The organism is Desulfococcus sp. (assembly GCF_041737845.1).
In the GTDB taxonomy this organism is placed as follows: domain Bacteria; phylum Desulfobacterota; class Desulfobacteria; order Desulfobacterales; family Desulfococcaceae; genus Desulfococcus.
Genome location: NZ_JBGSQX010000032.1, coordinates 1 through 21,511, shown reverse-complemented (window position 1 = coordinate 21,511; position 21,511 = coordinate 1). Strand labels below are relative to the sequence as shown.

Sequence of the window (21,511 nt, the reverse complement as noted above, 5' to 3'; positions counted from 1 at the left end):
TGGAAACAGGTCACTTATAGAACAACCATTCAAAAGACGAAAGGAAAAAGAATGCCTAATCGACCCGTTCCGGCGGCTCGGGTCCGGGGGGTTTTTCCCCTTTCACCTGGAAGGTCTCGTCGAAAATGTTCAGGAGGTGCAGGACCTGTTCGCTGATCTTGAGCACGGCGTTGTTGATGCCGTAGAACAGGATGGAGAGGCGGGTCTTGGACTGGCCGCTCCGGATGCGCTCCACCTGCCTCCGGTCCAGTTCGTCGAGGGTCTCCTTCAGGCTGACATAGTGGGCCGCCGCCTCCCGGTATTCGAATGACCTTCGACCCAAAAGCATGTTCGCCGTGTCGTGGAGCAGGGCCTCGGCGTAGCGGCGGACCTCTTCCAGCTCCGCTTTCTGGGGCGGCAGGAGGCCGGCATGCTGGTTTGCGGTGTGGACATGGCAGCGCAGGATGAGGTCCCGCATGCTCTCGGTGATTTCCTGGAGGGCGGAGATGACATTGGCGTATTTGCCGGCGTTCTGGATATCACTGTGGTGCGTCAGCCGCAGGGTCTTGAAGATGTTTGCGGCGATGATGTTGGACCATTTCTGGAGCTTGCTGGTCTCGCGGCGAAGCTGTTTGAGCTGCTTGCGGTCCTGATGGAGGATCCCGTCGAAGCATTCGGAGATGTCGATGAGGACTTTTTCGAGGAACCGGCCGCTGTGCTCGAAGCAGGTGCGGATGGCGAAATCGGTATTCTTGACCCGCTTCAGGTCGAGGAGCTCCAGCTCCTGGACGGCCTTTTCCCGGCTGGCGTGGATCTTGAAGTTACGGAAGATGATGAGTCCCACCAGGGCCAGGAGGCCGATGACGGCCGCACCCTCCAGGTACGCGATGGCGAAGGCGAACACCAGTGCCACGGTGAAGGCCATGAGCGCCGTGAAGAACCACCCCCCGATGACCGCGAGCACGCCCGTGACCCGGTAGACGGCGCTCTCCAGACCCCAGGCCTGGTCGGCCAACGAGGTGCCCATGGCCACCATGAAGGTCACGTAGGTGGTGGAGAGGGGCAGTTTCATGCTGGTGCCCCAGGAGATCAGGGCGCTCGCCGTCATCAGGTTGACGCTGGCGCGGAGCAGGTCGAACTCGGGAATTTTTCCGTCGTAGCCCGATGCCGGCCGGTAGCCTTCGGCATTCATCCGGAGCCGCAACCAGCGCAGCAGCGGCATGGGTGTGATCCTCCGGACGCCTTCGAACAGGCCCAGCACCATGCGGACCATGATGCGGGAGAGCTGGGACGAGTCAAAACGCTCAAGCCCCTCCTCCTGGCGGCCCAGGTTCACCTCTGTCTGGGTCACGGTATGGGCTTTTCTGGAGAGCCAGAGGACGGCCACCATGACGGCCCCCGACGCCAGGAGCAGCAGGGTGCTGGTGTGGACCGATTCCCGCAAGGCCGCCATGGGCGTGGTGAGGGGGGCTGTGGAGGCCTTGGCCAGGGCGAAGGCATGGAAACCGGCCAGGGGGACCCCGATGAAATTGACCAGGTCGTTGGCGGCAAAGGCCATGGCCAGGGCAAAGGTGCCGGCGAGCACGATGGGCTTCAGGATGTTGATCTGGGTTGTCAGCATCAGCAGTTGGAAGAGTATCGTAAAGAAGACGAATCCCGAGACGAGGATCGTCCAGGTGTGGGTGTCGATCCAGTTGATCGCCTCCGGCGTCATGAACGAGGCGCCCTTGGCGCCCTTGATCAGGATGAAGTAGGTGATCATGGTCAGCGCCAGACCGCCCCAGAGACCCCCGTAGCGGCGGAGCCGGGATGAGAAGTCGAAGGTGAAGAGGAGGCGGGTCAGGAATTGGGCTGCGGCCCCGCTGACAAAAGCGATGCCCACCGACAGCAGGATGCCGGAGATGATGGCCAGGGCCTTGCCGGTGTTGATGTAATCCGCCAGGGAGAGCAGGGCCTGGTCGTTCTGGGAGATCTTGAAGATCGAGACGGCAATGGCCGCCCCGAGCAGTTCAAACACGATGGAGACCGTGGTGGAGGTGGGCATGCCGAAGGTGTTGAAGAGGTCGAGGAGCAGGATGTCGGTGATCATCACCGCGAGAAAGATGGTGATCAGCTCGGGCATCAGAAAATACTGGGGGTGAAAGATCCCCGTCCGGGCCACCTCCATCATCCCGCTGGAGAAGGTCACGCCGGCCAGAATCCCCAGGCTCGCGATGAACAGGATGATGCGCCTGGGCGCCACGCGCGACCCCACGGAGGAATTGAGAAAGTTGACGGCATCGTTGGCGACGCCCACGATCAGGTCCGCAATGGCGATGGCGAACAGAATGCCCAGGGCAAAAAGATAGAATTCCATGAGTACCTCTTTCACAGGCCAAATCTACCGGCGTTCGGGCATGCCGCAGATAACAGTCAACCAAACAAAAAAAGCGTTTCCGAAGTCTGGCAGGTCACGCAGGCCGCCTCCCGTGGAACAGCCGGCCGTTGAAAGAAAGTGTAGTTACCATAAATTGTCGGGGGATGGTTAGGATAAAATGAGGAAAATGGAGGCAGGTGAGAGACGGCGATGAAAGCCTTTTCCCGAACGGGACGGCTTGATTGGCATCGGGACCTGGAACTGATCCGGGTCCCGATGCCGGGTGGATGCCGATGGCCGCAGACGCCCCCGATGAAACGGCTTATCCCAGAATGGCCTTGAGGTCCCCTTCGGGCGTCCCGATGGGCTTGATGTCGAAATGTTTCACCAGGGTGCCAAGGACATTGGGTGTCAGGAAGGCCGGCAGGGACGGCCCCAGGCGGATTCCCTTGACCCCCAGGAAGAGCAGGGCAAGGAGCACGCAGACCGCTTTCTGCTCATACCAGGAGATGATGAGGGACAGGGGCAACTCGTTGACACCCACGTTGAACGCCTTGGACAGGGCTGTCGCGATCTGGAGGGCCGAGTAGGCGTCGTTGCACTGGCCGACGTCCAGGAGGCGGGGAATGCCGCCGATGTCGCCCAAATCCATGTCGAAGAATCGGTACTTGCCGCAGGCCAGGGTGAGCACGATGCAGTCACGGGGAACCTTTTCCACGAATTCCGTGTAGTAGTTGCGCCCCGGCTTGGCGCCGTCGCAGCCGGCCACCAGGAAAAAGTGCCGGACGGCGCCCGACCTGACGGCCTCGATGACCTTGTCGGCGACGCCCAGGACCGCGTTCCGGGCAAACCCGACGGTGACCTCCTTTTCGACGTGGTCTTCCTGGAACCCCGGGAGTTCCAGTGCCCGGTCGATGACCGGCTTGAAGTTGAGGTCCGCGATATGGGGAATGCCCGGCCAGCCGACCATGCCCGAGGTGAAGAGGTTGTCCTTGTAAACGGCTGCCGGCCGCTGGATGCAGTTGGTGGTCATCAGGATCGCTCCGGGAAAATCGGCGAACTCCTTGACCTGCTTCTGCCATGCCGTGCCGAACTGGCCGTAGAAATGGGAGTATTTTTTCAGGCCGGGATATCCGTGGGTCGGGAGCATCTCGCCGTGGGTGTAGATGCTGATGCCCTTGCCCTCGGTCTGCTTGAGGAGCTCTTCCAGATCCCTGAGGTCATGGCCCGAGACGAGGATGGCCTTGCCTTTCCGGTACCCCAGGGGGACCTTGGTGGGGACGGGATGTCCGTAGACGCCCGTATTGCCGGCATCGAGGAGCTCCATGGCCTTGTAGGCGGCTTCGCCGCACCGGAGGGCCATGGCGACCCACTCGTCGACCCCCATGTCGTTCCGCTGGATGGCGGCCAGGGCCTCATGGACGTAAGCATAGACGCTCTCGTCCTCCTGGCCCAGGATCAGGGCGTGGTCCGCATAGGCGGCGACGCCCTTGATGCCGAAGAGCACCGTATGCTTCAGGGAGAGGATGTCGGGATTGTCGCCGGGATAGGATTTCAACCCGACCGCCTCGCCCTGCTTGACCAGCCCCTCCACGGTCGATTCGGGCCGGAAGGCGGCGGCCCCGCCGGTCCATTCTCCATTGCCGCCGGCGGTCTTGACCGTTGCCTTCAGCGCGTCGCGCAGGGTTGCGGCCTTGCCGATCAGGACCCTGAAGCGCTCGGGGTCGAAATCGACATTGGTGAGGGTCGAGAAGGCGGCCTGAACCGTGAAGACGTTGACCTCCCTGTCGGAGACGTCGACCTTTCGCCCGTCCACGGCGACCTGGGACAGCCCCATGAGGGTATAGAGCAGCAGATCCTGCAACGCGGCAACGTCCGGCTGCTTGCCGCAGACCCCCTGGATGGTGCAGCCCGTGCCTTTGGCGGTTTGTTCACACTGGTAACAAAACATGGCGGTCCTCCTTGTCGGTTATGGCGGCGGCCGGATGCGGCGCATGGGGTGCGATTCCATGCGTCCCTGCGCCCACGGCTTCCACCTGGTTATGGATGCCCATTGGGCCTAAAATAACACATCTCTGTATCCAGTCATTGACTTAAATCAAGCGCGTTTCCCCGCGGCGGCCTTTCTCACCCTTGCCGATGGCGGCGCCCCGGCCCGCGATGGAGAATCTCATGCCAAATAAACGATACGCACACCGATCGATCCATTCTAGAAAATAATGTCAAGCAGGGGTAAAATGAATATCTTAACCGGAGAAAACAGGTGAATTGGAGGATACCCTCAACCTTCTGCCGAGAAAGGTAAAGGAAGTGACCGGTAACGCTGACATCACCACAGAGATCCTGGACATGGTCTACCGGACGGTCGAATGTTCTCCCGATCCGGTCTTCTGGATGGACGATTCGGGGCGACTGTATCGTGCCAATAAAGCCGCCTGCCGTCGATTTGGCCTTTCACCGGATGATCTGGAAGCTGTCACGATCTTTGATATCGACGCCAACTGTGATGCATCCCGATGGCCCGCTCTGAAGCACCGGTTGAAAAACCTTCCGGGGGAGTTGTATGAAAGCCGGTTTCATTCAAAGCTGGGGTATTCGGTTCCCGTCGAGGTTACCGGCGCCCCCGTCGAATTCAAAGGACGGCAGCTGTTTTGTTTCTTCGTGCGAGACATTTCCCGGTGCAAACGGGCCCATGAGGCATCCAAGGCAAGTGAAGCGCGGCTGCGTGCCATCATGGAGGCCTTTCCGGATCTGGTGTTCGTGCTGGACGAAGATGGGCGCCACATTGAGGTGCTGACATCCCAGGAAGAGTTGTTGTACGCCGCCGTGAAAGACATTCGGGGCCGGTTTCTGCACGACATTTTCGAAGCGCCGCTGGCGGACAGTTTTCTCAAGCTCACTCGGGAAACCATCCGCAATCAGTCCCTGGGGGTCATCGAGTACGAACTGCCCATCGCGGGCGAGATCCATTGTTTCGAAGCGCGCACCGCGCCATTGACTGAAAATATCGACGGCAGGCCATGCATCGTCTGGATCGCCCGGGACATCACGGCGCGCAAGCGCGCGGAAGACCTTCAAAGCCAGAATGTCTATCTCCAGGAAGAGCTGACAAAGGAACTCCACTACAGCGACATCATCGGCACCTCGGCCGCGATGAAGCGGGTGTTCGAGAACATCCGGATGGTTGCCGATACTGCCGCCACAGTGCTGCTTCTCGGGGAGACGGGAACCGGAAAGGAGCTCATCGCACGGGCCATCCACAAAACCGGCGGCCGGAAAGGCAGCCCATTGATCAAGGTCAATTGCGGCGCTCTTCCGGCGGGTCTGGCCGAGAGCGAGCTTTTCGGCCACGAAAAGGGGGCGTTCACCGGTGCCGTCGAACAAAAGAGAGGTCGCTTCGAACTGGCGCACCACGGTACGCTCTTCCTGGACGAGGTCGGCGAGACTCCGCCGGAGATCCAGATCAAACTCCTGCGCGTCCTCCAGGAGCAGGAGTTCGAGCGCGTCGGCGGCAGCCGCACGCTGAAGGTCGACGTTCGCATCATCGCAGCCACCAACCGGGATCTGGTCCGTCTGGTAAAAGACGGAAGGTTCAGGGAAGATCTCTACTACCGGCTCAACATTTTTCCCGTCAAGGTGCCGCCGCTGAGGGAGCGAAAGGAAGACATTCCCCTTCTGGCCCGTCATTTCCTCGCCGTATTTTCAGGACGCATGGGCAAACACGTCGGAGAGATTGAGATCGGGGCCTTGAAAAAGCTCATGGAATGGAGCTGGCCCGGTAATGTGCGCGAGCTGGCCAATGTGCTCGAAAGGGCCGTCATTCTATGCCACGGAACGGTGCTGGAGAAGCAGCACATCAGCGGTTTAATTGAACCGGCGATTCAGCCTGATCGGTTTCCGACCCTGGAAGAGGTTGAGCGCCGGCACATTCAGGATGCACTGGAAAAGACCGGCGGCGTTCTGGCAGGGCCCGTGGGCGCCGCCTCCCTTTTGGGTATCAACCGGTCGACCCTGTGGTCGCGGATGCAGAAGCTGGGAATCCGGATCGCCAAAAAGATCACCACGCCGTAAGTCCAGCGAGAATACCATGACGGTATTCCGGCATATGCTGATATTTCAGCATCACCGCTTTTTTTCTGCCAACCGGTCCTATCGCACCCCACCGCGCGGCGCACTGCCGCCAGCCCATTCGTCTATGCTTCCAGAGCGTTTTTTGCTTCTGGCACGGATCTTGTTGACGATATCACCATATCAGAAACCATCCGTAACCTTTTAAGAATATTTTCATCGACATTCGACGATATCAGAGGTGATGTCATGAAAACCGACGCCGCAATCCCGCTTACCACGGGCGAATTCTTTGACTTCGGGGGCCTGGCGGTGAACTGGAGGATCGACGGGTCAACAACAGGCTCCCGCTTCGCTGTTGTCCACCACCCCATGGCCCCCCATGCCCTGGCGGCCCCGCTGCACCGGCATCATAACGAGGATGAATATTCCTATGTCATCCGGGGAACGCTCGGCGCGCTGCTGGGTGATGACATCGTGATCGCCGGCCCCGGCGACTGGGTGATCAAACCCCGGAACCAGTGGCACACTTTCTGGAACGCCGGCGACACGACGTCCGAGATCATCGAGATCATCTCGCCGGCCGGCTTTGAAAATTACTTTCGTGAGGTCGCCGCGTCCTGGGGTGACCTGGAGCGTTTTCAGAGGATCAATGAAAAATATTCGCTTGATATGAATTTCGAGAGTGTTGCCGGGCTATGCGACCGTTTCGGCCTGACGTTCCCATCGTTTTGAGGAAGAAAGGAGACATAAATGAACCCAAAAAAGATCAGCAGGGGAGGTATCGAGAATTTTCGGAAAACCTTTGGTGGTCGCGTGATCGGCCCCGCGGATATCCAGTACGATAATGCCCGGAAGGTGTGGAACGGTATGATCGACAGGCGGCCGGCGGTGATCGCCCAATGCACGGGGTCCGCGGATGTGGTCGCGGCAATCCGATTCGCCCGAAGCAACGACCTGGAGGTCGCTGTTCGGGGCGGCGGTCATAACGTGGCCGGCTATGCGGTCTGTGATGGCGGACTGGTCATCGACCTGTCGCCCATGCGCGAGGTGGCGGTCGATCCAGAGGCCCGCACGGCACGCGTCGGAGCCGGGGCGCGCTGGGCCGACGTGGACCGGGCAACCCAGCCATACGGGCTCGCGACGCCCGGCGGCGAGGTGTCCGAGACAGGTGTCGCCGGCCTTACCCTCGGCGGCGGAGTCGGCTACCTGAGGCGCAAGCACGGGTTGAGTTGCGACAACCTGGTGTCGGTGGAGCTGGTCACCGCAGACGGTCGGGTGATCTCGGCAAACGAGATCGAGAATGCCGACCTGTTCTGGGCCTTGCGCGGGGGCGGCGGCAACTTCGGCGTCGTAACGGCCTTTGTGTTTCGTCTGCACCCGGTGGGGCCGGAGGTTGTGACCCTTAATCCAATATATCCCATAACCGAGGCGCGGCGTACCTTGTATTCCTGGCGGGCGTTTGTCGAGACGGCGCCCGACGAGGCGTCGACCGCCTTTGCCATATGGGGAATTCCCCTGCACCCGGATTTTCCCGAAAACCTCCATGGAACAGCCGTATGCCTTTTCGACGGCATGTATGCCGGCCCGCCCGATGTCGGGGAAGAGGTGTTCCGGCCGTTTCGGGAACTGGGGAACTCCCTGCTCGATTTCAGCGGGCGCCTCCCCTATGTCGAAGCGCAGCAGGCGTTTGACGTGTTTTTCCCGAATAACGGCCTGTATTACTGGAAATCGCTCTTTCTCGACAACCTCACCGACGCGGTCGTCGAAACCATCGTCTCCCGTGCCGAGAAGCGCCCCAACCCACGCATTCTGGTGATCCTTCGTCACATGGGGGGCGCCATCGACCGGTTGGGCAGCGACAAGACCGCCTATCAAAGCCGTGGAGCGCAGTTCATGCTCAGCATCGACGGCGCTTGGACCGATCCTGCGGAAACCGATCGCAATATCGCCTGGATTCGTCAATTCTGGGAGGAGATGAGACCGTTTTCAACCGGTGGCGTATACCTCAATTTCCCGGGATTCGGCGAGGGGGATAGCGATCTCTGGCAGGCCAGCCACGGCGCCAATTACGAGCGGCTGGCGATGGTGAAAAACATGTATGATCCGACAAACTTTTTTCGCCTGAATCAGAACATCCGGCCTTCAGCGCCCCGTGATTGAACGGAATCGACAAAGCATCTCCCCGGACTGGCGAGGCAAGGGATGGGATGGAACAACTTGATGCGGTTTCATGAATTCAACACCGGTCTCCGGGTCGGTCGGAATTATCCGCTTTTCATCGGCCATGCGTAAAAATCATTCCGCGGCTTGAAGCCCACGCCGATGAATCCATCCCGACTGTAAAGGGTCCAGGCGTATCGGGGCTCGTAGACGCTGGTCGTCGACGACCAGTAGGCCTCCCGAACATTGAGAAAGGGGTGGCCGGCGGGCAGGGCCGGCGTATGCTCCCCCAGGTCTACGAGGCTCTCCAACTCCCTGATGTTGGGCAGCCGCCATCTTTGGCCGTCCGCGTTATTTTCGCTGTTGAATGCCTGAACCCGCGAAAGCGCTTCCTGCCAGGTGAGCCGACGACCGGCAAAATCGGCATTTCTATGCCAGGTCAACCTGGTGCGGGCGTCGTAAACATAGTCGCCGTCGACCGTGAACCTGTCGTTGTCCAGGCCCGCCGGAAGGGTCTCTGGTTTGTGCGGCGAAGACACCGGCCAGACCATGTAGGAACCGTATTTCATCCCTCTGTGAATGCGGCCCCCACCCATATGGCCGTACCAGGCCTGATCGGGAAGCCGGCGGCACGTATCTCCGGTCCAGTAATAGCCGGTAAAGACGTTTTCGAAGGGATGCCCGCAGGCAAGCGACGGGTTCACGTTCTGGTGGCTGAGCAGCGAAAAGAGCAGGCGTCGGGATGGCAGCTGCCAGTCGCTGTACCCGTGGGCGCTCTGTTTTCGCATCTCCATGGCGAAGTCAAGGGCCTCCTGCCAGGTGAGCGGGTATTCCGCCGGGTTCGCGTCCCGGGTCCAGACGGCGCCGGTGAACCCATCCCTGACGACGCGGTCCAGAACCTCAAATCGTTGCCCTTGCAGCAGACGGGAGGATTTTTCGAAAGCGGCATCCTGTCCGGTTCCGCTGCACGGGATCTCTTCGCCGTCTTCCGCGTAACACCGGATCTGGTCGGTTTCCAACAGGTGGGGACCCATGATTGCCTTCGTCAGCCGGAAAAAGTGATAAAAGGTTTCGATTCGACAAAACCGTGGCCGTCGGACGCCCTCTGGCGCTCTACATCGGGAGTGAAGCCGAAGGCCTCGGCGTCTCCGCTGTCGACGCCCGGCAGGGCGTGGCTGACGGATGGGGGAAATTCGCCCCGGGATGACTGAAATCGGGTGATCATCGGCGTTTCGGGGATCCTGGGGATCCTCAGGATCTCCTCGATATAGACGTTGACCACGTTGTCCATGACCTTGTGGGTGCCTTTCATCTTCTTGATGTGGGCTTCAAACTTGGCGACGGCGGCCTCGGGGCTTTCAGCATCGACGATGCTGCTGAAATAGCCGTGCTTCACCCTGCCGTCGACGTCCACTTCATCGAACGAAAAATGACCTATGAACAGCATAAGCGCTCCTTTCTGTCTGCGGGTTGATATCTTTCACGACTTCGACCTGTCTAATATTATATTCGGAATTTCATGGTCGGCGATAGTAGCGCCATCCTGTAGTTAATCTGAAAACAGGCTTTATTCCAATGGACGACGGCCGATTCCGGGATACACGATCCGCCGCCCCGGAATCAGTGCTTCCCCCCATGTCCCAAATCCATTGGATCCGATAGAATGATGGCTGTCCACTGTCGGGCTGGAAATCCGTCTTCGGTTCAAAACCTCCGGAACAAGCACCAGCAGGGAACAAGGAGGAGCCCACGCAAATGCTTCGAAGTCTCAAAGAAATCTGCTTTTTATAGGCGGCTTCATTATTGGTAATCCGGCGGCCGGCATCGACGTGCCATTTCGACGGTGTCAGGTTCAACGACATCATACGGGGATGATATCCATTGGAAGAGATTCTTAAACCATCACGCAACTGCTGGCAGCAGTTGAGCGCCCGCCGAGCCGCGTTCATTGTCGACGGAGAGGCCTATTTTCGCGCACTGTACGCAACCTTCGCCCGGGCGCGCCGAAGCATTTTCATCGTGGGCTGGGACCTTCACAGCGACCTCCTCCTGGTTCGGGACGGCGAAGACTGCGACGGCCCCGCCAGGCTCGGCGAGTACCTCGACCGCTTGTCGTCCCGTCGGGACCGGCTCCACATCTATCTGTTGAGCTGGGATTTTGCCATGATCTACGCCATGGAGCGTGAATTTTTTCCGCGGTACAAGCTGAAGTGGCGCACCCATAAGCGGATCCATTTCTGCCTGGACGGTCATCATCCTGTCGGGGCATCCCAGCATCAGAAGATCGTGGTGGTGGACGATGCCGTCGCCTTTGTCGGCGGATTGGATTTGAGCAAGTGGCGCTGGGATACCCCGGAACACCTGATAGATGACCCCCGCCGAATCGACCCCGACGGAGAGCACTATCCGCCATTCCACGATGTTCAGATGGCCGTGGACGGACCGGCGGCCAGGGCGCTGGGCGAGCTGGCCCGAGACCGGTGGACACGTGCCGCGGGGAACGCACCCTGCGATACGGATGCGCCCGAGGGGCTCGAAGGGCCTGAAACGCCGGGCGGGAATGACCCCTGGCCCGCCGTCCTCGATCCGGATGTCGAAGACGTCCAGGTTGCCGTGGCCCGGACGCTTCCCGCCTACGGCGACCAGGCGGCGGTGCGGGAGGTGGCGCGGCTCTATCTGGACAGCATTGCGGCCGCGAAACGATACATCTACATCGAAAACCAGTATCTTAGCTCCCACAATGTCGGGCAGTCCCTGAAGGAGCGCCTCAAGGCGCCGGACGGCCCCGAGGTGGTGATCGTCCTTCCGGAAAAAACCGGCGGCTGGCTGGAGCGGCACACCATGGATGTCCTCCGAAGCCGGGTTCTCGGCAGCCTCCGGAAGGCCGACGTCCACGGCCGCCTCCGCGTCTACTTCCCGAGAATCGCCGAAGCCCCTTACTGCGCCCTCATGGTCCATGCAAAGGTCATGGTCATCGACGATGATTTCGTCCGCATCGGCTCTTCCAATTTGAGCAACCGCTCCATGGGGCTCGATTCCGAGTGCGACCTGGCTATCGCCGCCGGGTCGGAGAATCGGGTTCGGTCGTCCATCGCCCATTTTCGAAACCGGCTGCTTGCCGAGCATCTGGGCGCGGCCCCCGCCCAAGTCGCGGATGCCCTTGAGAAAAGCGGTTCGCTCATCAAGGCCGTCGAATCCCTGTGCGCCGGGGAGCGCACCCTGGTGCCCCTCCCCGGGGATGTGCCGCCCGAGATCGACCGGTGGGTTCCCGAGTCGGCGCTCCTCGACCCCGAAAAACCGATGGAGCCGGATGAACTCCTCGACTATTTTGTGAGCCGCGAGCAGCAACCCTCCGCCTACCGGCACTTGTTGAGGGTCATCCTCCTGATCGCCGGCGTGATTCTGCTGACGGCCTTGTGGCGCTGGTCCCCCATGGGCGAATGGGTAGACCTGGACTCCGTCCGCGCCGCGGGAGAATGGATCCGGCGGCAGCCGCTGACGCCGCTTTGGATCCCCGCCGCATACATGATCGGCGGAATGGTGGCGTTTCCGGTCACCCTACTGATCATCGCCACCGTCCTGGTTTTCGGCCCCTGGTGGGGTTTCTTCTATGCCTTGTCCGGCGCCGAACTGAGCGCTGTCGCCGTTTTCGCAGTCGGCAGATTTCTGGGAAGGAACACGGTGCGGCGATTCGCCGGGAGCCTCCTCAACCGGCTCAGCCACAAGCTTTCGGACTCTGGGTTGATGGCCGTCGTCACCTTTCGCATCGTTCCCGTGGCTCCCTTTTCGGTGATCAACCTGATCGCCGGCGTCTCCGAGATCCGCTTTCGGGATTTCGCCCTGGGCACCTTCATCGGCATGGTTCCCGGCGTGACGGCCATCGTCTTCTTGGCGGACCGCATCTCAGAAGCGCTCCGCATGCCGGACCTCGGCCATTTTGTCGCCCTCGTCGTTGCAGTGTCGATGGTTGCAGGCGGGCTTTTCGGGTTTCGGCGATGGCTGCAGCGAAAGCGTGACGGCCGAGAGGGCGATGACCGACCGACGGGGGGAGCGCATTGAATGCGGCTCAGAATCGCCACCTACAACATTCACCGATGTGTTGGGCGCGACGGGGTCGAGGCCCCCGACCGCATCGCCGCCGTCCTTCGGCAGATGAATCCTGACATTACGGCGCTTCAGGAGGTGGGGTATGACGGCGCTTCGTCGGAGAATGTGCTGCACCGGCTGGCCGAGGCCGTCCGTGCCGAGGCGATACCCGGACCGACCCTGCTGGATGAGAGGGGCGCCTATGGCAATGCCGCTTTGACCCGGATCGCCCCCCACCGGGTCAAACGGTTGGATCTCAGCCTGCCGGGCAGGGAGCCGCGGGGGGCTGTTGCCCTGATGCTGCGGGTGAACGGCAGCGCTGTCCGGATGGTGGCGACTCATCTGGGGCTTCGACCTTTAGAGCGGCGGTATCAGATGCGCCGGATACTGGGGCTGTTGGACCGAAAGGCCGGCGCGGTGACGATTCTCATGGGCGATTTCAACGAATGGCTCCTGTGGGGGCGTCCGCTGAGGTGGGTGAAACGCCGTTTCAGCGCCATGGCCGCGCCCGCCACCTTCCCCAGCCATCGACCGTTTTTGGCCTTGGATCGTATCTGGGTTCACCCCGGCGACCGGCTGGTTTCCCTTTGTCCTCATACGGCGCCGCCCGCTTCGATCGCCTCCGATCATCTGCCCCTGCTGGCAGAGGTGGAGATTTAGAGGCGGCGTCACCGCCGTTACCATCCGAAGGATTTGAAAAGGATATCAGTCCGACGACAGTTCCAGGTCCGCGTCCTTCGGCCGGTGGTTCATCCCGTTTGTGCGGAGGAGGGATCGGGGTTCAAAAAGCTGCCGGTCCAGGCTTAAGGTTCGCTCACCGCCTTTGCGCCGTCATGATTCAGCCACCTTGCTTTTGAGGCCGATTTTCGAGAAAATCTTCTGCTTGATCTGGGTGTCGAAAAGCTGCCATTTTTTCTGGCGATAGCCTTCGTCTCTCACGCCTGACAGGAAGCCGACAGGGATCTGGAACCCCCCGGCGGAGAGCTTACCGCCCCCGAAATAGTTGCCGCCGGCATCCTTGCCGAAGACCTCCTTGATGAAGGCATCCGGGTCCAGGGTGATCTTCGAGGTCCGGAACGACCCCACCAGGGTTTCATCCTCGTTCTTGCTGGTGACGATGCCGTATACGATGGCGGTGTGGATGTTCTCTTCGCTCAGCAGGAAGTCCGCAGCCTGGGGAATAGCGTCCCGGTCCTCGGCCCGGAGGTAGCCGATGCCGCTGATGGAGAAGCTTTCGGCGAGCTCGCGGTTTCTCAATGCCCGTTCCGTGATATCCATGGTCTGCCGGGAGCGCTCCTGCATCATAATCTGATTCAGCAGGTCTGCATCCTTAAAGCGGCTCAGGAATGCCGCCGCCTGAAAATCTTCCGGCTTGGCATAAACGAATCCGCCGGTGTCCGTGATGATGCCGTGGGTCAGCGCTGTGGCGACCTTGACATGTTCGGCAACGGCGCTGTCCAGCTCCAGCAGTCCATTCTTGAGGTATTCAGCGTAGATACTGGCCGTGCTTCCGATGTTGCGGCGGATGTCCTGGAATTCAGCGTTCAACTCAGCCTGGGCCTCGTGGTGGTCCACGACGATCAGCCTGGGGATTTTCGCCGCCAAGAGGGCTTTGCTCAGCGCGGTGGCCGTGGCCCCCTGAGTATCCAGGAAAACGGCGCCCCGGTATTGCGTCAGGTCGAGGGACGCCTCATGGCGAAGGAGCTTGATCCCCAGCAGCCGGACCAGCGCGATATTCTGCTGATGGCTGATCCGGCCGCAATAGACCATGTCGGTTTCGATATCGAACCGGCTGCAGCAGAGCTGGTGTGCCAGAGCCGTGGAGATGGCGTCGGGGTCGGGGTAATCCTGGAGTACGATGATATGTTTTTCTCCCCGATGCTTTTCCAGCGTTTCGATCAGTTTCGCCGTGGGATCGTTGGGTTGCAGGCCGGATTGCGGGCTGTATTCCGCGCTGTTTGGATGTGCTTCCTGATCCGTCATGACATGGGCCTCCTGAATAGATGGTTTGAGGAGCGGTGCTTTACCCTCGGTCATGTGAATGCTGCGGATTATCGGATCAAGGGCCTCAGCATGTAGATGATGTCGCTCTCCCGCGAGGGATAAGGGGTCATGATGCTCTGGCGGTGCAGTTCCGCTGCGGAAATGCCGTTGACCATGGCAAGGGTGAAGGTGTTGATCAGTCCGGCGGCGTTGTCGGACAGGATGTGCGCGCCCAGGATCTTTCCACCGTCTCCCACGAGCACCTTATAGGCCGCCGATTTCATTCCCACCCGTGTGTAGGTCGGCCAGTCAAGGTTTTTTCCGAAACTTTTTTCATAGGCGACGCCCTGGTCTTCAAGGGCTCTTTCCATCGCCCCCACCATCCCGTATTGGGGATACGTGAAGAGAACCGACGGTGCGGCCGCGTAGTTCATGATTGCCTCCTGCCCGTCGCCGCTGTGCTCCCGAATGATGTTGGCCGCCGCCGTCAGAGCCTCGGCGTCGGCCACCCGGGCCAGCTGGACGGTGGCCGCACAGTCGCCTGCGGCATATACCCGCGGGTTGGTTGTTGCCATGTTCCGGCCGACCGTGATGCCGCGTCTGGATGCTTCGATGCCGGCCTGGTCCAGGTCCAGACCGTCGAGGTTCGGTGCCCGGCCGGCGCCGTGCACGACGAGATCCGCGTCAAACCGCCTGCCGTCTTCCGTGGTGATGCTGAAAGCGCGGTCGGTCTTCTCGACGGCCCGGATGGTCACGTTGGAATGGATATCGATGCCCGCTTCGGCGGATGCCTCCATAAGAAGGCCGACCATTTCTTCATCGAACGGGCCCAGCGGACGGGGGGCGGCCTCCAGGATGGTGCAGCGGGTATCCGAGGGCCCCAGGCGGACGGCGAAATGGGCGAATTCGAAGGAGATGAATCCGCCGCCGATAAAGACGATCCGGCGGGGCAGGCGGTCCAGTTCCATGAAATCGCTGCTCGTGAGGATGAATTGGGAACCTTCCATGGGCAGGGGCATGGGGGCTGCACCCGTAGCGAGGACGATGTAGCGCGCCGAAAGCTCCCGGCCGTCCGCGGAAATGCTCTCCATGCCCGTGAACCTGGCCTGGCCCCGGATGAGATCGATCCCCGCTTTCTCCAGACCCTTGACCGTGTTGGACGGCACGGACCCCGTGAACCGGTTCTTGGCCTCTCGGAGCGCCGACCAGTCAGCCGTGGCCGTCGACGCCATGCCGATGCCCATGAGATGGCGCGACCGGGCCACGACCTCGGTTCCTTCGTAAAACCATTTCTTGGCCTGGCAGCCGCTGAGGGCGCAGGTCCCTCCAGGCCGGTCGCTGTGTTCAACCATCCCCACCGTGAGTCCGTTCCGGCTCAGTTCGTAGGCCGCGGTCTGACCGGCCGTACCTGAACCGATGACCAGCGCGTCATATCGTTTGGACATAATCACCTCCAAATGTTTTGTTGACATCCGGCAGGATGCCCACCTCGGTTTGACATTATGGATAATAATATGCAGAAAACCCCGGCGCTGCAATGGGGGCGGCAATCCATTTGCGCGCCGGACGGGTTGGAATACAAGGCTGAAGCGCTGAAAAGGAGCGCCGGCGCCTGTATTTCCAAAGCCGGTCCCAACGAGGGGTCCATATTGGATGTCATCCGGAATTGTCCGTCGATGGATGGATCGACCTGAAGGGCGTCACCATATCGGCCAATCCCATGCCACCCGGCCCGTCACCTCCCGGATCGAAGGTCTGCTCCCGGCCTCCGAAAAGGGTTGACATCTCGAATCCGATTCATTAAACGGGGAAATAATTGATTGGAAATTTGATCAAATTTATAATCGAAGGCAACCCTCGAACGGAGCGGGAACATGGGGCTGACATTGATGGAAGGCAACGAGGCCATCGGCTGGGGAGCCCTGGCCGCCGGGTGCCGATTTTTCGCCGGGTATCCCATTACGCCGGCCACGACGATCTATAACACCATGCTGCGGCTGCTGCCGCCCAACGGGGGCATCTGTCTTCAGGGGGAGGACGAAATCGCCTCCATCGGCTTCTGCCTCGGGGCTTCCATGGCCGGCATGAAAGCCATGACGGCGACCTCCGGGCCGGGCATCAGCCTCTACAGCGAGCAGATCTCGTTTGCCATCGGCAGCGAGATCCCCCTCGTCATCGTGGACGTCCAGCGCCTGGGGCCCTCCACCGGGTCCGCGACCAAGGGCGCAGACGGCGACATCCAGTTTCTGCGATGGGGCAATTCGGGAGGGCTGCCGGTGATCGTGCTGGCCCCGGTGGATGTGAAGGACTGCTACCTCCTCACCATGCAGGCCTTCAACCTGGCGGAAACATACCGCTGCCCGGTCTTTGTGGCCGCCAACAAGGAGATCTCCATGACCCGGGAGACCCTTGACCTGGAAAGCCTCGACTTGCCCCCTGTCGCGGAGCGCCGGACGGCGGATCCGGACGGACCGTTTCTGCCCTTTGGCGCGGCGGGCGGTCGGCAGGTGCCGGACTTTCTTCCCATCGGCCACCAGACCCTGGTCCGGCAGACCTCCTCGACCCACGGCCCGGACGGCTATATCACCACCGACCCGGAGCAGATCGGGCTCATGCAGGAGCGGCTCCTCGCCAAGATCAAAAGCACCGTCCCGGAATTCACCTTCTATGACGAAACCGCCGTCCCCGGGGCCGATACCCTGGTGATCGCCTACGGGGTGACCGCCCGCGCCGCGAAGGCGGCCATCATGCAGGCCGGATCTGCCGGCCGCAAGGCTGCGCTCCTCGTCCTGAAGACCCTCTGGCCCGTTCCCGAAACGCTGATCCGGGAAAAGGCCCGACCGTACCGCCGGGTGGTCGTGGCGGAGATGAATCTCGGCCAGTATGTCCGGGAAATCGAGCGGCTCCTGCCCGGCAAACCGGTCGAGTTCCTGGGACAGATGAACGGCGAACTCATCACGCCTCGCCAGATCCAGGAGGTGATTCAACGTGGATAGTCTATTGAACAGCGGCCGTCCGCCGGTTTTCTGCCCCGGGTGCGCCCACGACCGGGTCCTCCGCGTCCTGGACCATGCCTTGACGGCCATGGGGAAGGCCGGTGAACAGGTTGTCATCGTGACGGATATCGGGTGTTCCGGCCTTTTCGACACCTTTTTCAACACCCACGCGTTTCACGGTCTCCACGGTCGGGCCCTTACCTATGCCACCGGAATCAAGATGGCCCGGCCGGACCTCACGGTCATCGTCACCATGGGCGACGGCGGCCTGGGGATCGGGGGCGCGCACGTCCTCAGCACCTGCCGGCGCAATATCGACCTCACCCTGCTGGTGCTGAACAATTTCAATTACGGGATGACCGGCGGCCAGTGTTCGAGCACCACGCCCCGGGACGCCGAGGTCGGCTCCGGCTTCCTGAACCGGCTGGAAAAACCCATGGACATCTGCCGGGTCGCCGGCGCCGCGGGCGCGGCCATGGTCTCCCGGGTCTCCACATACGATGAGGCCCTGGTCGATCACCTCAAGGCGGCCATCGCCCATGACGGTTTTTCCCTGGTCGACATCTGGGGGCTGTGCCCGGGGCGCTACACCCGGAAAAACAAACTCACCCCCAGGAGCATCGAGGCCGGCCTTGCCGGGCTGCCCGATCTCTCCGGATTTCGGTCTGAAAACGAAAGAATGGAATACGGCCGCGCGTACCGGCAGGAAGCCGCCATGCAGAAGACGGCCCCCCCTCCAATCCGCATTGAGCCCACCTGCCGGCCGCCCCAAAAAGGCCGCCGGGAAGTGGTGATGCTGGGAAGCGCCGGTCAACGGATCGTCACCGCAGGGGAACTGCTCTGTCTGGCCGGGGTCGCGGCCGGATGTCACGCCGCCCAGAAGAACGACTACCCCATCACCGTGATGCGGGGGCACTCGGTGAGCGAGGTCATCCTGTCGGAAACCGAGATCGGATACACCGGCATTGAAAACCCGTCGGTGGTCATCGCCCTGGCGCCCGAGGGCGTGGCCCGCCGGAAGGGGATGCTGGCCCGGCTCTCGCCCGAAGCCCTGGTTGTCAAAGACGCCGGGGTGGCGCTGCCCCCGAGCGGGGCCGCTGTTATCGACGTGGATTTCAAGGGGAAAAAAATCAAATCGCCGGACTGGGCACTTGCCGCCCTGGCCGTTCTGGCCCGGGAGAGGCGGGCGCTGACCCTGGAGATGCTGCAGGAGGCGGTGAACCTGCGCTTCAAGGGCGCGGTCCGCGACATGGCGCTGGACGTCATCGACAGGGTCATTGCAGGAACCTGACGGCCGGGGGATCATCCCCCATCCGGCATCAGCCAATAGGAGGGCAGGCCATGACGCTAACCGACCTTTTTGCGACGTTGGGGATTGCACAGCAGTCCGTGGGATCCTCCACCGGCGCCCGGTGGGGCCGGACCGCGGATCAAGGAGAGATCGCGAGCATCTCTCCCATTACGGGCAAGTCCATTGGATCCGTGTTCAAGGCATCGGATGCGGATTACGAGTGGATTATAACCGAAGCCAGCGCCGCGTTTAAGAAATGGCGGCAGGTGCCCGCGCCCCGGCGCGGCGAGATCGTCCGACAGATCGGGTTGAAGCTCAGGCGTTATAAAGATCCCCTGGGCCGGCTGATCACGTTTGAAACGGGAAAGTCCCTGCAGGAGGGGCTGGGCGAGGTCCAGGAGATGATCGACATCGCCGATTTCGCCGTGGGACTGTCCCGGCAGCTCTATGGGTTCACCATGCACTCCGAGCGGCCCGACCACCGGATGTATGACCAGTATCATCCCCTGGGCGTCGTCGGCGTGATCACCTCGTTCAATTTTCCCGTGGCGGTATGGTCCTGGAACGCGCTGATCTCGGCCGTCTGCGGGGACGTGGTGGTGTGGAAACCCTCCTCCAAGACGCCGTTTGCGGCCATCGCCTTGCAGAACATCATCGCGGAGGTCATCCGGGAAAACGACCTGCCGGAAGGCCTGTTCAACCTCGTCATCGGGGGCGGAGCCGTCATCGGCGAGCGGGTGCTCCAGGACCCGCGCATCCCCCTCATCTCCCTCACGGGTTCGACCCGGGTCGGAAAACGGGCGGCGGCCATCGTCGCCGGGCGGCTGGGAAAGTCTATCATGGAGCTGGGCGGCAATAATGCCGTCATCCTCACCGAGAACGCGAACCTGGAAGCAGCGATTCCCGCCATCGTCTTCGGCGCCGTCGGCACCGCCGGACAGCGGTGTACCTCCACCCGGCGTCTGATTATCCATGATGCGATCTATGACCGAGTCGTCCAGACCCTGAAAAAGGCCTATGATGCTTTGAAAATCGGAAACCCCCTGGACGAGGCCAACCACGTGGGACCCCTCATCGATCGGGATGCGGTCCAGGGCTTTGTCGCGGCATTGGAAAAGGTGGTACGGGAAGGCGGCAAGATCCTCCATGGGGGCCGGGTCCTGACCGGCAGCGGATATGAAAGCGGATGCTATGTTTCCCCGGCCCTGGTGGCGGCGGAAAACGACTACGGCATTGTTCAGGAAGAGACGTTCGCGCCGATTTTGTACCTGATCCGTTACACAGGCGATGTGACCCACGCGATCGCGCTTCACAATGACGTTCCCCAGGGGCTTGCCTCGGCCATTTTCACCCGGGACCTCTCCCAGGCGGAGATCTTCCTGTCGGCCCGGGGATCGGACTGCGGGATTGCCAACGTCAACATCGGCACATCCGGCGCTGAAATCGGCGGCGCGTTCGGGGGGGAAAAAGAAACGGGCGGGGGCCGGGAATCCGGGTCCGACGCCTGGAAGGTCTACATGCGCAGGCAGACCAATACGATCAATTACGGCACAGGGCTGCCCCTGGCCCAGGGCATCAAATTCGAGATTTAGGAGAGCGGGCGGCCGGCCCCGGGCTCACAGCCGGGTCGCGTTCAACTGTTTTTCCACCCCCGCCAGAACGTGGCGTTGAACCCGCCGGATATGCCGCGAGAGGGTTTTCCGGGCGCCCTGGAGGTCATGGCTCAGAATGCTTGCGACCAACGCCTGGTGGTCCGCGTCGGCCGATGCCATGGATGTGGAAAAGAGGAAGTTTCCGCCGTATTTGAGATAGAGCAGGTCAAAGAGGTTCCGCAGCACGCTTTGCTGAACCAGGGTTCCGGAAAGGGATGCCAGGGTCAGATGAAACTCCATGTCCTTGAGGAGGCGATCATAGAGGTAGACCTCGCGGGAGGCCCTGGCATGGGCATTGAGGGCGGACTTCAGGCGCTGGATGTTCCGGGCGTCGAGGCGCTCCAGGGTTTTGGGCAGCAGGGAGATTTCGACCAATTCACGCAGTTCGTAGATCTCCCTGACCTCCTGCAGGCTGATGGATGCCGTGTAGTACCCGCGATTGGTTTCATGGCGGACCAGTTGCTGGACCTCCAGCCACTTCAGGGCCTGGATCACGGGCGTCTGGCTCATGCCCAGCCTTTCCGCCAGGTCGCGGTAGGCAATCTTCTGACCGGCAACGATCTCATTGTGGAACAGCATCCTCCGGATGCCTTCGTAGGCTTTCTGGGCATGCCCCATCAGGTCGCCCGCGGCCTTCTTTTCAGGTTTTTTCGGCGTCACGTCTGCTTTTCTCCACCCCCTCGGGCGTCAACGATGTAATCACATTTTTGATTAATTTATTTGGCCGGGATTGTCAATTGATGACAAGGAATATCGCTTCAGATTGATTTTGGCGGAAAGTGTTTTCAAACACGGATCAAGGAGACGATGAGATGACGATCAATGTGTGTATCGCGGGCGCCACCGGGTGGGTGGGCGCGGACCTTTCGAGAGCGGTTCACGCCGCAGGCGATATGAGGCTCACCGGCGCCGTGGCGCGCGGCGCCGCCGGCCGGGG

General features: G+C 61.2%; 15 protein-coding genes. 8 read left to right on the top strand and 7 right to left on the bottom strand.

Going from position 1 to position 21,511, the window contains the following annotated elements; all coding sequences use genetic code 11:
• Positions 1 to 55 precede the first annotated feature (55 nt).
• Together ACEW8N_RS03990 and hcp are read right to left on the bottom strand one after the other, a co-directional pair.
• The gene (locus tag ACEW8N_RS03990) at positions 56 to 2,335 is read right to left on the bottom strand and encodes an anion permease (protein WP_373498509.1); all 2,280 of its coding nucleotides are present in this window, start codon (positions 2,333 to 2,335) and stop codon (positions 56 to 58) included.
• Between the two features lie 322 nt (positions 2,336 to 2,657).
• Positions 2,658 to 4,286: a hydroxylamine reductase gene (hcp, locus tag ACEW8N_RS03985; protein ID WP_373498508.1), complete on the bottom strand. Its 1,629-nt coding sequence runs from the start codon at positions 4,284 to 4,286 to the stop codon at positions 2,658 to 2,660.
• 359 nt (positions 4,287 to 4,645) lie between these two features.
• Here hcp and ACEW8N_RS03980 point away from each other — a divergent pair, with 359 nt between their 5' ends.
• The 3 genes from ACEW8N_RS03980 to ACEW8N_RS03970 all read left to right on the top strand — a co-directional run bounded on the left by ACEW8N_RS03980 (position 4,646) and on the right by ACEW8N_RS03970 (position 8,566).
• Positions 4,646 to 6,406: a sigma 54-interacting transcriptional regulator gene (locus tag ACEW8N_RS03980; RefSeq protein ID WP_373498507.1), complete on the top strand. Its 1,761-nt coding sequence runs from the start codon at positions 4,646 to 4,648 to the stop codon at positions 6,404 to 6,406.
• 246 nt (positions 6,407 to 6,652) lie between these two features.
• The gene (locus tag ACEW8N_RS03975) at positions 6,653 to 7,138 is read left to right on the top strand and encodes a cupin domain-containing protein (protein ID WP_373498506.1); all 486 of its coding nucleotides are present in this window, start codon (positions 6,653 to 6,655) and stop codon (positions 7,136 to 7,138) included.
• Between the two features lie 18 nt (positions 7,139 to 7,156).
• Positions 7,157 to 8,566, top strand: coding sequence for an FAD-binding oxidoreductase (locus tag ACEW8N_RS03970; protein ID WP_373498505.1), 1,410 nt, complete (start codon positions 7,157 to 7,159; stop codon positions 8,564 to 8,566).
• A 104-nt stretch (positions 8,567 to 8,670) separates the two neighbouring features.
• On the opposite strand, the gene ACEW8N_RS03965 is transcribed toward ACEW8N_RS03970, so the two are convergent.
• Both ACEW8N_RS03965 and ACEW8N_RS03960 read right to left on the bottom strand, forming a co-directional pair.
• Positions 8,671 to 9,600 carry a DUF1566 domain-containing protein gene (locus ACEW8N_RS03965; protein WP_373498504.1) on the bottom strand — a complete coding sequence of 310 codons (930 nt, stop codon included), beginning with the start codon at positions 9,598 to 9,600 and terminating at the stop codon, positions 8,671 to 8,673.
• Positions 9,601 to 9,611: 11 nt separating this feature from the next.
• A complete protein-coding gene (locus ACEW8N_RS03960; RefSeq protein WP_373498503.1) occupies positions 9,612 to 10,013 on the bottom strand; it encodes a hypothetical protein in 402 nt (133 codons plus the stop codon).
• A 434-nt stretch (positions 10,014 to 10,447) separates the two neighbouring features.
• Here ACEW8N_RS03960 and ACEW8N_RS03955 point away from each other — a divergent pair, with 434 nt between their 5' ends.
• Both ACEW8N_RS03955 and ACEW8N_RS03950 read left to right on the top strand, forming a co-directional pair.
• The gene (locus ACEW8N_RS03955; RefSeq protein WP_373498502.1) at positions 10,448 to 12,625 is read left to right on the top strand and encodes a VTT domain-containing protein; all 2,178 of its coding nucleotides are present in this window, start codon (positions 10,448 to 10,450) and stop codon (positions 12,623 to 12,625) included.
• Entirely contained in the window at positions 12,626 to 13,312 is a 687-nt protein-coding gene (locus ACEW8N_RS03950) for an endonuclease/exonuclease/phosphatase family protein (protein WP_373498501.1), read from the top strand.
• A gap of 171 nt (positions 13,313 to 13,483) precedes the next feature.
• Here the strand turns inward: ACEW8N_RS03950 and ACEW8N_RS03945 are convergent, their stop codons facing one another.
• A complete protein-coding gene (locus tag ACEW8N_RS03945; protein ID WP_373498500.1) occupies positions 13,484 to 14,635 on the bottom strand; it encodes a bifunctional oligoribonuclease/PAP phosphatase NrnA in 1,152 nt (383 codons plus the stop codon).
• 68 nt (positions 14,636 to 14,703) lie between these two features.
• On the bottom strand, positions 14,704 to 16,080 hold the full coding sequence (locus ACEW8N_RS03940) for an NAD(P)/FAD-dependent oxidoreductase (RefSeq protein ID WP_373498499.1): 1,377 nt from the start codon (positions 16,078 to 16,080) through the stop codon (positions 14,704 to 14,706).
• A gap of 429 nt (positions 16,081 to 16,509) precedes the next feature.
• Between ACEW8N_RS03940 and ACEW8N_RS03935 the strand changes: the two genes are divergently transcribed.
• The 3 genes from ACEW8N_RS03935 to ACEW8N_RS03925 are packed head-to-tail and all read left to right on the top strand — an operon-like array spanning position 16,510 to position 20,514.
• Positions 16,510 to 17,631: a transketolase C-terminal domain-containing protein gene (locus ACEW8N_RS03935; RefSeq protein WP_373498498.1), complete on the top strand. Its 1,122-nt coding sequence runs from the start codon at positions 16,510 to 16,512 to the stop codon at positions 17,629 to 17,631.
• Positions 17,624 to 18,922 carry a thiamine pyrophosphate-dependent enzyme gene (locus ACEW8N_RS03930; protein WP_373498497.1) on the top strand — a complete coding sequence of 433 codons (1,299 nt, stop codon included), beginning with the start codon at positions 17,624 to 17,626 and terminating at the stop codon, positions 18,920 to 18,922. Before ACEW8N_RS03935 ends, ACEW8N_RS03930 begins: the two co-directional genes overlap by 8 nt.
• Before the next feature lie 50 nt (positions 18,923 to 18,972).
• On the top strand, positions 18,973 to 20,514 hold the full coding sequence (locus ACEW8N_RS03925; RefSeq protein WP_373498496.1) for an aldehyde dehydrogenase family protein: 1,542 nt from the start codon (positions 18,973 to 18,975) through the stop codon (positions 20,512 to 20,514).
• A 24-nt stretch (positions 20,515 to 20,538) separates the two neighbouring features.
• On the opposite strand, the gene ACEW8N_RS03920 is transcribed toward ACEW8N_RS03925, so the two are convergent.
• Positions 20,539 to 21,234 (bottom strand): GntR family transcriptional regulator, encoded by a 696-nt coding sequence (locus tag ACEW8N_RS03920; RefSeq protein ID WP_373498495.1) that lies wholly within the window; start codon positions 21,232 to 21,234, stop codon positions 20,539 to 20,541.
• Positions 21,235 to 21,511 lie beyond the last annotated feature (277 nt).

Bases quoted from the DNA above. Each gene is read 5' to 3' on its own strand.
- ACEW8N_RS03990 (WP_373498509.1), bottom strand. From the start codon at position 2,335: ATGGAATTCTATCTTTTTGCCCTGGGCATTCTGTTCGCCATCGCCATT.
- hcp (WP_373498508.1), bottom strand. From the start codon at position 4,286: ATGTTTTGTTACCAGTGTGAACAAACCGCCAAAGGCACGGGCTGCACC.
- ACEW8N_RS03975 (WP_373498506.1), top strand. From the start codon at position 6,653: ATGAAAACCGACGCCGCAATCCCGCTTACCACGGGCGAATTCTTTGAC.
- ACEW8N_RS03970 (WP_373498505.1), top strand. From the start codon at position 7,157: ATGAACCCAAAAAAGATCAGCAGGGGAGGTATCGAGAATTTTCGGAAA.
- ACEW8N_RS03965 (WP_373498504.1), bottom strand. From the start codon at position 9,600: ATGGGTCCCCACCTGTTGGAAACCGACCAGATCCGGTGTTACGCGGAA.
- ACEW8N_RS03960 (WP_373498503.1), bottom strand. From the start codon at position 10,013: ATGCTGTTCATAGGTCATTTTTCGTTCGATGAAGTGGACGTCGACGGC.
- ACEW8N_RS03950 (WP_373498501.1), top strand. From the start codon at position 12,626: ATGCGGCTCAGAATCGCCACCTACAACATTCACCGATGTGTTGGGCGC.
- ACEW8N_RS03945 (WP_373498500.1), bottom strand. From the start codon at position 14,635: ATGACGGATCAGGAAGCACATCCAAACAGCGCGGAATACAGCCCGCAA.
- ACEW8N_RS03940 (WP_373498499.1), bottom strand. From the start codon at position 16,080: ATGTCCAAACGATATGACGCGCTGGTCATCGGTTCAGGTACGGCCGGT.
- ACEW8N_RS03935 (WP_373498498.1), top strand. From the start codon at position 16,510: ATGGGGCTGACATTGATGGAAGGCAACGAGGCCATCGGCTGGGGAGCC.
- ACEW8N_RS03925 (WP_373498496.1), top strand. From the start codon at position 18,973: ATGACGCTAACCGACCTTTTTGCGACGTTGGGGATTGCACAGCAGTCC.